Source organism: Paenibacillus sp. FSL R5-0701, assembly GCF_037973995.1.
Lineage (GTDB): Bacteria > Bacillota > Bacilli > Paenibacillales > Paenibacillaceae > Paenibacillus.
In genome coordinates this window covers 4325005-4337874 of record NZ_CP150230.1, presented here as the reverse complement: position 1 = coordinate 4337874, position 12870 = coordinate 4325005, and the positions used below count along the sequence as shown (strand labels likewise).

At 45.6% G+C, this 12870-nt stretch carries 11 protein-coding genes; 9 read left to right on the top strand and 2 right to left on the bottom strand.

All coding sequences use genetic code 11. The features are described 5' to 3' along the window. The first annotated feature begins 49 nt into the window (after positions 1 to 49). The 9 genes from MKZ13_RS19020 to MKZ13_RS18980 all read left to right on the top strand — a co-directional run bounded on the left by MKZ13_RS19020 (position 50) and on the right by MKZ13_RS18980 (position 11387). The gene (locus MKZ13_RS19020; RefSeq protein ID WP_339177386.1) at positions 50 to 844 is read left to right on the top strand and encodes a CAP domain-containing protein; all 795 of its coding nucleotides are present in this window, start codon (positions 50 to 52) and stop codon (positions 842 to 844) included. Positions 845 to 1139: 295 nt separating this feature from the next. Continuing rightward, entirely contained in the window at positions 1140 to 2009 is an 870-nt protein-coding gene (locus MKZ13_RS19015; protein ID WP_221820405.1) for a GDSL-type esterase/lipase family protein, read from the top strand. Then, entirely contained in the window at positions 2010 to 2975 is a 966-nt protein-coding gene (locus tag MKZ13_RS19010) for an ABC transporter ATP-binding protein (RefSeq protein ID WP_100527270.1), read from the top strand. Further along, positions 2968 to 3957: an ABC transporter permease gene (locus tag MKZ13_RS19005; protein ID WP_036613298.1), complete on the top strand. Its 990-nt coding sequence runs from the start codon at positions 2968 to 2970 to the stop codon at positions 3955 to 3957. The genes MKZ13_RS19010 and MKZ13_RS19005 overlap by 8 nt, the downstream gene beginning before the upstream one ends. Positions 3958 to 4033: 76 nt before the next feature. Further along, positions 4034 to 6013: a DNA topoisomerase IV subunit B gene (gene parE, locus MKZ13_RS19000; protein WP_221820406.1), complete on the top strand. Its 1980-nt coding sequence runs from the start codon at positions 4034 to 4036 to the stop codon at positions 6011 to 6013. A gap of 12 nt (positions 6014 to 6025) precedes the next feature. Continuing rightward, positions 6026 to 8488: a DNA gyrase subunit A gene (gene gyrA, locus MKZ13_RS18995; protein WP_339177381.1), complete on the top strand. Its 2463-nt coding sequence runs from the start codon at positions 6026 to 6028 to the stop codon at positions 8486 to 8488. A gap of 228 nt (positions 8489 to 8716) precedes the next feature. Next, positions 8717 to 9157 (top strand): MarR family transcriptional regulator, encoded by a 441-nt coding sequence (locus MKZ13_RS18990; protein WP_221820408.1) that lies wholly within the window; start codon positions 8717 to 8719, stop codon positions 9155 to 9157. A gap of 275 nt (positions 9158 to 9432) precedes the next feature. Further along, positions 9433 to 9879 carry a MarR family transcriptional regulator gene (locus tag MKZ13_RS18985; RefSeq protein WP_036613308.1) on the top strand — a complete coding sequence of 149 codons (447 nt, stop codon included), beginning with the start codon at positions 9433 to 9435 and terminating at the stop codon, positions 9877 to 9879. Further along, a complete protein-coding gene (locus MKZ13_RS18980) occupies positions 9876 to 11387 on the top strand; it encodes a DHA2 family efflux MFS transporter permease subunit (protein WP_047843512.1) in 1512 nt (503 codons plus the stop codon). The genes MKZ13_RS18985 and MKZ13_RS18980 overlap by 4 nt, the downstream gene beginning before the upstream one ends. Positions 11388 to 11492: 105 nt before the next feature. Here the strand turns inward: MKZ13_RS18980 and MKZ13_RS18975 are convergent, their stop codons facing one another. Beyond that, positions 11493 to 11837, bottom strand: a complete 345-nt coding sequence (locus MKZ13_RS18975) for an MGMT family protein (RefSeq protein WP_237174759.1) — start codon at positions 11835 to 11837, stop codon at positions 11493 to 11495. Positions 11838 to 12137: 300 nt separating this feature from the next. Beyond that, a complete protein-coding gene (locus MKZ13_RS18970; protein WP_339177377.1) occupies positions 12138 to 12869 on the bottom strand; it encodes an RNA pseudouridine synthase in 732 nt (243 codons plus the stop codon). Position 12870: the final 1 nt, after the last annotated feature.

Below are 12870 nucleotides of genomic sequence, written 5' to 3'. Positions count from 1 at the left end.
AGTATTGATTACAAAGTTGTAATAACTAATCTTAAGGAGATGAATGAATTTGACAAAGAAATGGATGAAAACTGTCGTAACGAGTAGTCTGACAGCCGTACTGGCCGTAGGGGTAATGCTTCCTGCTTCCGCGTCTGCTGCAGATTCAACATATAAGACTATCACAACGTACAAAATTACAAGTACAGACAGCTTGAAAGCTTATATTGAGAAATGGCTCAAACAAAATGGATACACCGTATCCGAGGGGCAAATTGTAGAGAAACCTGCTACGCAGCCTGATCAAACGACGAAACCTGCTGAGCCGACAACAAAACCAACTCAACCAACAACAAAACCTGCTGAGCCTACAACTAAGCCTGAGCAACCGACTAAACCAGCACAACCAGCTCAAGAAAAGCCGGAAACTACTCCCGCTAAAAAACCTTCAAACACGGGTAACAATACAAGTAATAATGGTAGCGAAAGCACACAATCCGACTTTGCTACTCAAGTTGTAAAACTTGTGAACGCTGAGCGTGCTAAAGCAGGTCTGAACGCACTGACTTCAGATGCACTTCTGGACAAAGTAGCTGTTGCTAAAGTAAAAGATATGAGTAACAACAACTATTTTGATCACCAGTCACCTACGTATGGTTCTCCGTTTGATATGATGAAACAATTCGGAGTAACTTACAGCTATGCAGGTGAGAACATTGCCCAAGGACAAAAAACACCACAGGAAGTGGTTACAGCTTGGATGAATAGTGAAGGTCACCGCGCTAATATCTTGAGCAAAAACTTTACACATATCGGTGTAGGTTTCTATAACGGATACTGGGCACAAGAGTTTATCGGTAAGTAATCGATTTATAATGAAGAAAGTATGATTTTCTTTTCCAAAAGGTTATGCCAGTACACAGTTCATATCTGTGTATGGTATAACCTTTTTTCCGTAAAATGACATATAAAAAATGAATTCTGCGAATGCAGCGCCAAAGTTTGCAAATTAACGACAGAACATTTATGTTATTTAGGAATAGCATCATCAAGGCGTGTCTGAAAACTCCGAAGTAAGCGGATTTTCAGACACGCCTTAATGTAAAGTCATTATAAATTATAAAGCACCCGGATTGGTGTACATGAGCGGAGATGTGATGATGAAAAAGAAAAAAAGCCTTGATTCAGCACCATGGATCTGGAGAACTGTCAGTACAGTATCCATCTTGGCAACTTTGCTGTTGTTATTTGGATTTGGATACGCCATAAAAGACGTGATTTTCCCCGAGGGAGATTCCGCATTAACTACAGGCCAGGAGGCAACTGCTCCATCTAAGGATATCGAGGGGAAACCCGCTGTCGTGGAAGATGGCAAGATTCGGATGGCCGTCATCGGCGATTCCCTGGCAAGAGGCACGGGGGATGATGAAGGACTCGGTTTTGTGAGACGTGCAGGGAACCTGCTTAAAGATAAAGGATATGATGTTCAGGTTCTTAATAATCTGGGTGTAAACGGTTTGAGAACAGATGCTTTATTGGAAAAACTCGATGAGCAAGGCGTGCGTTACGTCCTGCAACAGTCCAATTTTATTTTGCTCTCGATCGGCGCAAATGATTTGTTCCAGGGAGGACAAGTTCTCCAGGGGGAAGATCCGCCAACAGCAGAGCAGCTGGCAGCGGCTTTGCCGGAAACGTCCAAGCGCCTTCAAGAGATATTGAAGAAAGTTAAAGAAATTAATCCCGATGCACAGATTGCGTACATAGGGCTGTACAATCCATTTGGTGATGTGAAGGAACTGGAGAAGCCGGGTAATGCAGTAGTTGCTGCATGGAACGATGCTGCACTGGCTATTTTGAACAATGAGGACAAGATGACACTGGTTCCTACATTCGATTTATTTGAAAATCATCTGGGGGAGTATCTCTCGTCAGATCATTTCCATCCCAACGGACAAGGTTATGAGCAAATTGCAGTTCGGATTGCACAGGAATTCCAGGCAGATACATCGGCAGAAGGGAGCGGAAATTAAATGGCAGAGCAGCAGTATGATTCCGTCCTATCCGTACAGAATCTGAAAAAGCGGATCGGACGCAAATGGATCATTAAGGACGTTACATTTGACGTGAAACCGGGTGAAATCTTCGGATTTCTCGGTCCCAACGGTGCCGGCAAAACAACTACGATACGGATGCTGGTCGATCTGATCAAACCAACAGAAGGAAAAATTAAAGTCTGTGGTTATGATGTGAATCGGGACCCTGAGCGTGCTTTGAAGTATGTAGGCTCCATTGTTGAAAATCCGGAGGTATATACATATCTGACAGGGTGGGAGAACCTGGAGCATTTCGCTCGCATGCAACCAGGTGTGGACAATGAACGAATTCAGGAAGTTGTAGATATTGTGCGTCTGGATCAGCGGATTCACGATAAAGTCAGAACGTACTCATTGGGTATGCGTCAACGGCTCGGTATTGCACAAGCGCTGCTTGGGCGACCGCGTCTGCTTATTCTGGATGAACCGACAAATGGTCTTGATCCAAAAGGGATTAAGGAACTTCGTGTCTTTATTAAGCAACTTGCCAGTGAAGGTATGGCTGTATTTGTCAGCAGTCACTTGTTAAGTGAGATCCAGCTTCTCTGTGACAGAGTAGCCATTATCAGTGCTGGGCGTGTGCTTGCTGTTGGAGGTGTAAGCGAACTGATTGAAGATCATTCCAAGTTGGCCATATGGCATGTTTCACCACTGGAGCAAGGCAAAAAAATGTTGCAGGATGCAGGCATTGCTCTGGTAGGTCGACCTGCGGATGTGATGGATGATACCATTGTTGCGGGCCTTGGTCCCAACGCTGTGGTTGCCGAGATGCACGAAGATCGAATTCCTGATATGGTGCAACAGATGGTTCAAGCTGGTGTACAGGTTGAAGGGGTACAGCGGATTCAGCCTACGCTTGAACAACTATTCTTAAAAATGACAGAAGGTGAATCCATTGAGTAATATCATGCCGCTGATCCGCAATGAAACGATTAAGATGGTGAAGAAAAAACGGCTTTATATTATATTTATTGTACTTGCGGTCCTCGTACCGATGTTTACGTATGCCCAGATGAAATCTGCGGAGAATAATCGCGACAAGTTTGGCGGCGATTGGCGTCTTGAACTGCAACAGGCCATCACAGACAATCAAAATTCGCTCGGTAGCGATCGGGTACCTGAAGAGTACAAAAAATATAGAACAGTATATATCCAGCAGATGCAGTATTATCTTGAGAATGACATCAATCCCAAAGAACCGGGCGGTGTCACCTTTACGCGGGAGTTCATGAACAACGCGGTTGGATTGTTTATTCCACTGTTAATCATGGCTATTGCTTCAGATCTTGTTTCTGGTGAACGTACGACAGGGACGATTAAAATGCTTTTAACGCGTCCGGTTAGACGCTGGAAAGTGCTTCTGAGTAAATTAATTACGCTGATTATGTTTGTTTCGATCATAGTGGTATCAGCCTACATTATATGTTATGTCATATCGGGTGCGGTCTTTGGTTATAAAGGCTTCAACATGCCAATCTTCACAGGATTCAAAGTTGTGGGAACAGATGTCGATATGTCGGCAGTGCATGCTGTAGACCAGTGGCTGTATATGCTCATGCAGGCAGGACTGATCTGGTTTGTGAGTGTAATTGTGGCTATGCTTGCATTTATGGTATCCGTGCTTGTGCGCAGTACTGCTGCAAGTATCGTTATCATGATGGCCGCTTTGATTGCAGGAACAATCTTGACCAGTATGGCAGCATCCTGGCAGACAGCGAAGTATCTGTTCATGGTTAACCTCGAACTTCCGAATTATTTGTCTGGCGGGTTACCTCCAATCGAGGGGATGAATTTAGGTTTTTCCCTTATTGTGCTTAGTGTTTGGGGCATTGCTTCACTCATTGTGTCATTCCTTGTCTTTACGAAACGGGATATCTTGAATTAAAATGGACAAGGATAAGAAAACATCTGTTTGCATTTTAGGCATTTTTTTAGTTGCAAGTTAAGAAGGGGGAGCATGAATGGTCGAGCAAATCGATATGTCGGCAGGTTCGACAGGCGGAGGACAGGGGTCTTCAGGCTACGACGCGGACGACATTCAAGTACTTGAAGGGTTGGTAGCGGTACGGAAACGGCCGGGGATGTATATCGGCAGCACCAGCACTTCAGGTTTACATCATTTGGTATGGGAAATTGTCGACAACGCTGTCGACGAACATCTCGCCAAATTCTGCTCCAAAATCGATATCACGCTGCATAAGGACGGTTCTATTACGGTTCAGGATAACGGAAGGGGAATTCCGACAGGTATACATAAAACAGGGATTCCTACTCCCCAGGTCGTGTTTACGATTTTGCACGCAGGCGGAAAGTTCGGTGGATCAGGATACAAAAAATCAGGCGGTTTGCACGGTGTAGGTGCGTCAGTTACAAACGCATTGTCCGAGTGGCTTGAAGTCGAGATTTTCCGTGATGGCAAGATTCATCGTCAGCGATTCGAGTATTGGAAGGACAAAAAAGGGATTGAACATGTCGGTGAACCGGTCTCCGGTCTCGAAGTGTTGGGCAATACCAATCGGACAGGTACAAAAGTTACATTTAAACCGGATATTCGGGTGTTCCAGAGCGGCATTCAATTCAATTATGATACATTGGCAGAACGTCTTCAGGAGATTGCTTTTCTGAATTCGGGTCTGAGAATTGTGCTCAAGGATGAACGTTCGGGCAATCAGGATGAATACATGTATGAAGGCGGAGCAAGCCAGTTTGTTGCTTTTCTTAACGAAAATAAAGATGTGTTGCATGATGTTATTCACTTCTATGCGGAGAAGGATGACATTGAAGTCGAAGTGGCAATCCAGTATAACGCGGGTTATACGGAAACACTGGCTTCGTTCGTGAACTCAATCCCTACTCGGGGCGGCGGTACTCATGAGACCGGATTCAGGGCTGCGTATACCCGTGTAATGAATGATTACGCGCGGCGTACCAGCATGATCAAGGAAAAAGATAAAAATCTCGAAGGTAATGACCTGCGTGAAGGTATGATGGCCGTCATCAGTGTCAAAATGTCAGATGTTGAGTTCGTAGGTCAGACCAAGGATCAGCTCGGCAGCGCTTCCGCTCGAAGTGCAGTGGATTCGGTCGTGTCCGAAAATATTCAGCGGTTCCTGGAAGAAAACCCGCAGGTAGCGCAAACGTTAATTCGCAAAGCGGTTCAAGCTTCCAGAGCCAGAGAAGCGGCTCGCAAAGCACGGGATGATATGCGTACAGGCAAAAAGCGCAGTGAAAGTTCCAACCTGAACGGCAAGTTGACGCCGGCGCAATCGAAGGATTTTACCCGAAATGAGTTATTTATTGTCGAAGGGGATTCCGCAGGTGGTTCTGCCAAACAGGGACGCGACTCGAAGATTCAGGCTATTTTGCCGCTCAAGGGAAAACCGCTCAATCCGGAAAAATCGAAGCTGGCTGATATTCTCAAAAATGAAGAATACCGCGCTATTACAGCGGCGATCGGGGCGGGCATTGGAACCGAATTTGCAGTTGAAGACAGCAATTATTCCAAAATTATCATTATGACCGATGCTGATACCGATGGTGCACATATTCAGGTGCTGCTGTTGACCTTCTTTTATCGTTATATGAAGCCTTTAATTGATGCAGGCAAAGTATATATTGCTCAGCCGCCATTATACAAACTTACTCGTAAGTCTGGTAAGCTTGCGACAGTTCGATATGCATGGACGGATGAAGAGCTGGCTAATTACATGAAGGAATTCGGTAATAATGTTGAGCTTCAACGTTATAAAGGACTAGGTGAAATGAACCCGGATCAACTGTGGGAGACCACAATGAATCCGGAAACTCGTGCGATGCTGAAGGTACAGATTGTTGATGCAGCAAAAGCAGAACGTCGTGTATCTACGCTCATGGGTGATAAGGTTGATCCGCGAAAACGCTGGATTGTAGAGAACGTCGACTTTACAGAGTACGAAGAATAGAAGGTGCTTGGAATGAGTCCATCAGAACAATTTATGCCGGCCTTTCTCGAAGAGGTCGTTGGGGACCGTTTCGGTCGCTACTCCAAATATATTATTCAGGATCGAGCCATTCCGGATGTCCGGGATGGGTTGAAGCCAGTACAACGGCGTATTCTGTACGCCATGTACGATTCAGGTAATACGCCTGACAAGACTTACCGCAAGTCTGCCAAAACCGTTGGGGACGTAATGGGTAATTATCATCCACATGGTGACTCATCCATCTATGAGGGCATGGTGCGGATGGCTCAGCCATGGAAAATGGGCCATATGCTCGTGGACGGTCATGGTAACTGGGGATCACAGGATGATGACCCGGCAGCGGCGATGCGGTATACGGAGGCCCGTTTGTCGCCCATCGCGATGGAGATGCTTCGCGATATCGAGAAACGGACGGTTCTGTTTAAGGATAATTTTGATAATACGGCCAAAGAACCGGTTGTATTGCCATCCCGTTATCCGAACTTGCTGGTTAATGGTGTCAGCGGTATTTCCTCTGGATTTGCAACCGAGATTCCTCCACACAATTTGCGTGAAGTCATTGATGCTTCGATCGCTGTGATGGAGAAACCGTCGATTGAGCTGGACGAAATCATGATGTTTATGAAGGGTCCTGACTTTCCAACAGGCGGATTGATTATGGGCGGTGACGGCATTCTGGATGCCTATCGCACAGGTAAGGGACGGATCTATATCCGGTCCAAAACCGAGATTGAAAACATGCGCGGTGGCAAACAGCAGATCGTCATTACCGAGATCCCTTATCAGGTCGTAAAGTCTCGTCTCGTTACAGCCATGGAGAACATCCGACTTGAGAAGAAGGTTGAAGGTATCGCTGAAGTGCGTGATGAGAGTGGACGTGAAGGTCTGCGAATCGTGGTTGAGTTGAAAAAAGAAGCGGACGCACAAGGTATTTTGGCTTATTTGCTGAAGAAAACCGACCTGCAGGTCACCTATAACTTCAATATGGTGGCGATTGTGAATAAAGCACCTCACCAATTAGGGTTGAAGTCGATCCTCGAGGCGTACATTGCCCATCAGCGTGAGGTTGTAACATTCCGTACCCGGTTTGAGCTGGAGAAGGCGCAAGACCGTGCGCATGTGCTCGAGGGCTTGGTAAAAGCACTTAACATCCTTGACGAGGTCATTGCGGCTATCAAAGCGTCGAAGAACCGTCAAGATGCTCAAAATAACCTGATGTGGATGTTTGGATTCACGGAACGCCAAGCGGATTCCATCCTTACGTTGCAATTGTACCGTTTGACGAATCTGGAGATCAATTCTCTGGAGAAGGAACTCGGTGAACTGATGAAAAAGATTGCACAACTACAATCCATTCTGGATAGTGACCGCAAGCTCATCGGAGTCATCCGCAAAGAATTGATGGAGATTCGCGATAAATACGGAATAGACCGTCGTTCTGCGATTCAGGGTGAAGTGGAAGAACTCAAGGTTAATCTCGAAGTACTTGTGAACGCGGAAGATGTATTTGTTACGTTATCCAAAGAAGGATACGTGAAACGTACAGGCATGCAGTCCTTTACACGTTCTGGTGGTGAACGGAGCGGAAGTGGTGTGAAAGACGGCGATTATATCGCTCAGGTTCTGGAAGTAAATACGCTTGAGAACTTGCTTGTCTTTACGAGGAAAGGTCAGTACTTCCTGTTACCTGTTCACCAGGTACCTGAATTCAAGTGGAAAGATCCAGGCACAGCCATTGTGAATGTCATTCCCCTTGCGAAAGATGACCGTATTGCAAGTGTGCTTGCTGTGAAATCCTTTGAAGAGCCAAATCACAGTCTGGTCTTCGTTACGCGAAGAGGACAGGTGAAACGAACGGAGCTGAAGGATTACGTTACCAAGCGTTCCGGTGCAGTTGCGGCTTGTAAAGTGGGCAAGGAGGATGAAGTGTTATCTGTACATCTGAGTACAGGTGGCCAAGATATTATGCTGATTTCAAAAGAAGCCATGGCGATTCGTTTCCGAGAGGATGAAGTCAATCCAATGGGACGCGTATCAGGTGGTGTTCGTGGTATTCAGTTAAGAGATACAGATGAAGTTGTATCGGCTCTATGGGTAGAAGGAGATGAAGGTGAAGTAGCCGTCTTGTCCGATCTGGGATATGGTAAACGATCATTACTTCTGGATTACGCTATACAGAGCCGTGGAGGCAAGGGGCTTGCCACATTCGAGTTCAAAGAAGGCAAACGTGTGAAACCGAATGGCAGCCGTATTGTTGGAGCGTTTTATTGCAAAGAGCAACGTAAGATCACTGTAATGACCAAGGAAGGCCAAGTGTTCCCGATCTCTTCGGAAGGTGTGCCGATTACAGAGCGCAAACATATTGGCAAGCTGATCGTTCATGTGGATAAACAGGACGAGATCGTTGAACTTCTAAGGGACTTCAATGAGAATCAACCAGCATCATCTTCATAAAAACAAACAAACGAGACTTTTCGCAGAACAGCTAATCCTGTCATGCGAGGAGTCTTTTTTTGTTGTTCGAAGGCGGATTAGAAGAGGGCATTCATGCGAAGTTTAACAACCTTCGTCGATTACGGTCGATCGCTAGGAAATTGAAAAAAGGCAGCAGGAATGCGGCTTTGGAGCGCGAAAACTTAAGCAGGTGAAGTGATAACCGGTTGCAGAGAGGAGCGATGGAAGATGTATAATTCCGATTTTGCCAAGTGCTGGTCCAGGTTGACCAAAGATTATAAATTGCATATGGATCAAGAGCTGGCACCCTCATTAACGGAGGCTCAGCTGGCTGTTCTGGAGGTACTCGAGGATCATCAGAAAATGAAACCTTCGGATCTGATTCCTTATCTGTCTACTACACCAGCTGCTGTAACCATGCTGCTCGATCGAATGGAGAAGAATGATCTGATTCGCAGGAATCGGGATAATCAGGATCGACGCATTGTGTGGGTATCTCTGTCAGAGAAAGGAAGAATGGAAACAGAACGGGGAATCACCATCCGGAATGAATTCATGAACTCTGTTCTCAGTAACATTTCGATGCACAATCAACAATTGCTGGTATATCTGTTAGGCAAAATGACCTCACCCAAGACCAAAGAGCCTGCCTTATCTACTTCGGTATGATACCATGCTGATTCTTCTGAATAACCATAGGAGTGCCTGCTCGTTTCATGCAGGAACCCTATGGTTATTTTATTTACAAATTACATATGATACAGACTGTGTCCAGGTTAGTTGAGTAAAGGCATGGATGTAACACAGTTAGTATGTCCTAATATTATTTTTGTGAATTCATATGTAAAGAGTTGACTATGTAAATATTTTTGTTATAATAAATAATTGTTCCCCTGATATTTCGTGTACGAAATATTATATTCCAAAAGTAAAAGGGTGAATCAATGACTGATACGTATGAAGTATTCTATATTATTAATTCGTTCCGCCAAGTGAATCAAATGCTTTTTCGAGCATTTTGGAATGAAAACAAGGAGATCGAGCTGACTTCGATTCAGTTTATGGTGTTATCCATCCTGAGGGAGCGTCCTTCCATTGGCATCAACGAAGTGGCTGAGCTATGCCATATGGGCAGCAGTTCCATGAGCGCTGTTGTGGAGCGGCTCGTCAAAGGCGAGTATATCGTTCGCACACGTTCAGATGCTGACCGCCGATCCGTTAAGCTTCAGATTACGGATAAAGGGGAACAGGCCCAACAGGAAACGCACCATTTGTGGATGGAAAGAGTGTCACCCATTCTGGATATATCGAAGGAAGACCTTGAGCACCTACTTAGAATTCATAGTCAAATGATTGAAAAGTTAGAAGGAAGAGAGATGAACAACATATGAGTACGACTACTGCTGCAGCTCCATCCTCAGCGATGGACAACATCAAGAAAGGCCCGATTGTAGCGGCATTGTTAATTGGTGCCTTTGTGGCATTCCTGAACCAAACCCTGATGAACGTGGCACTTCCTAAAATCATGGAAGACCTCGCGATCAATGCAAACAAAGCCCAGTGGTTAACCACGGGTTACATGCTTGTGAACGGTGTACTGATTCCGGTTACGGCATATCTGATTGCCAAATTTTCAACGCGTCAAATTTTCATTACAGCCATGACTCTATTTACCATAGGTACATTAGTCTGTGGTCTTAGTCCAACCTTCACCATTCTGATGGTAGGTCGTGTCATTCAAGCGGCAGGTGCAGGTATCCTGATGCCTCTGATGACCGTTGTATTCCTGACCATCTTCCCGATTGAGAAACGCGGTCAGGCCATGGGAACCATGGGGATCGCGATGATTCTGGCTCCTGCGATTGGGCCTACACTTTCAGGTTATGTGGTTGAGCATTATTCCTGGAGATTGTTGTTCTACATCATCTTGCCATTCTCTATTATTGCAACGGCAATTGGTATTGCTTTTGTCAAAAACGTAACACGTCAATCCAGACCTAAACTGGATTATCCAGGCGTTATTTTATCTACACTAGGTTTTGGTAGTTTGCTCTACGGATTTAGTGATGCGGGTACCGATGGATGGGGCAGTGCAATTGTCATTGGATGTCTCGTCGTAGGTGCGATATCCCTGATTCTGTTCGTTATTCGTCAACTGACAACAGATCATCCGCTCCTTGAGTTCCGTATTTTCAAGTACAACATGTACACATTAACAACGATTATCAATATGCTCGTGACCATGGCGATGTTTGCAGGTATGATCCTGCTTCCTATTTTCCTGCAAAACATTCGTGGATTCTCACCGATTGAATCAGGACTTCTGATGATGCCCGGTGCGATATTGATGGGGATTATGTCCCCAATTACAGGTCGCATATTTGATAAAGTGGGCGCACGCTGGCTTTCGGTTGCGGGTCTTGCCATTACGGCGATTACAACTTTTGGACTGAGTCGTCTGGCAATCGATACGACCTACGGCTACATGATGTTTATCTACACGGCTCGTATGTTCGGTATGTCGATGCTGATGATGCCAATCCAGACAGCAGGTCTGAATCAACTGCCTCAACGTCTGAACGCGCATGGTACAGCGATGTCCAATACATTGCGTACAGTTGCCGGTGCGATCGGTACAGCCATTCTGGTTACTATCATGAGTAGTAAGCTCAAAACACATCTGGCGGATGCAGTGGCTGCTGGCCAAGTTGACCCTAATAATAAGACAGCGATGTTAGCAGCTACAGCAGATGCAACGATTTACGGTGTTAACTATGCATTCATCGTGGCTACCGGAATGACCGTGGTTGCTTTGATCATGGCGTTCTTTATTCGGAAAACAAAACCAGCTGTTGAGCCTGTTACTGTAGAACAGGAAAAAGCGACGGCTACAGCATAACGAATATCAGATAAGACCAAAAAAGAGAACTCTAGCAGTCGAAGGGGTAACCCTAACTGCCTGAGTTCTCTTTTTGGTTTGTGCGATAGGAGGAGAGTACTTTTATTATTCGGGCTGGATCGTTGGATCGATAAGAAATACAGGATCGGGCTCATGACCGAACTGTTTGAGATTAATGGTTCCGTTTAGTTGAAACTCCACACCTTCGCTAATCAGTTCTGTTTCCTGCATCATGCGCGAGTGTTCATCTGGTATGGAGATTTCTCCTTTTGCATTGACGACACGGTGCCAGGGCAGACGTTCCTTGCGGCTCATCGAGTGCAGAATACGTACGACTTGTCTCGCAGCTCTTGGACTTCCAGCATGGGCTGCAATCTGACCGTAAGTCATCACTTTACCTTCGGGAATCGCCGCGATGATCGCAATGACTTGTTTGGTAAACGGGGTCATCATGATGTCTCCTCTCTGTATTTTAGGTATAAAGCTGAAAATATAAGAAAACGTGTCGTTCAGATACAGAATCTGAACGACACGTTTTATGGACAGATGTAACCTGATCCTGTGCACTTATAGAGGTTGTTCGATAAAACCGCTTTTGATTACGAATGATGCCTATCGGCATCATAAGCATCGAATATGGAATTCAGCCGAAATGTCCGTTGCTCACGTAGCTTTTCTACGCTCCGCTACTCCATTTCTATCTTCATCCCATCTTCTCGGTACTGAAAACCAGTCTTTTTGAACACGTACTTATTGAGGTTGTCCAAAAGCCTTTTGGTACACGGCAGCGGGCCATTCTGCCCATGGGAATTCTCTTGCAGGCAAAGATTGCAGAATAACTTCTTCCTTGGTAACTGGATGAGGAAAAGCAGCAATCGCAGACCATAGGGCAATCTGCTGGCCGGGTTTATTCACGCTTGCGCCGTACTTCTGATCCCCGTACAGAGGACAGCCCATTTCTTTCATTTGCACCCGAATCTGATGAGATCTGCCGGTGTGCAGTTCGATATGAATGAGACTGTATCGATCTGTTTCTCCAATAACCCGGTAATCCAGAACGGCATCCTTACCACCAGCCGTACCTTTAGGTACAACAGTAACGGTATTTGTGCGTGCATCTTTCAGGAGTGTGTGTTTTAACGTTCCCTGCTGTGCAGGCAACTTGCCATGTACAACAGCCGCGTATATTTTACGGAAATGACGTCCCCGAACAGTCTCGGACAATCTCGAAGCTGCTTTGGATGTCTTGGCAAAAATCATTGCCCCTCCAACAGGACGATCAAGCCGGTGTACTAACCCGAGATACACATTGCCAGGTTTGTTGTATCGTTCTTTCAGATCCTGCTTCAGCAATGTAAGCAAATCCGGATCACCTGATGAATCTTCCTGGGTAGGTACATTGACCGGCTTCGTAATGCCTAACAGATGGTTGTCTTCGAACAGAATCGGAATCGCATCGTGGTCATGCCGATGTTCTGACATG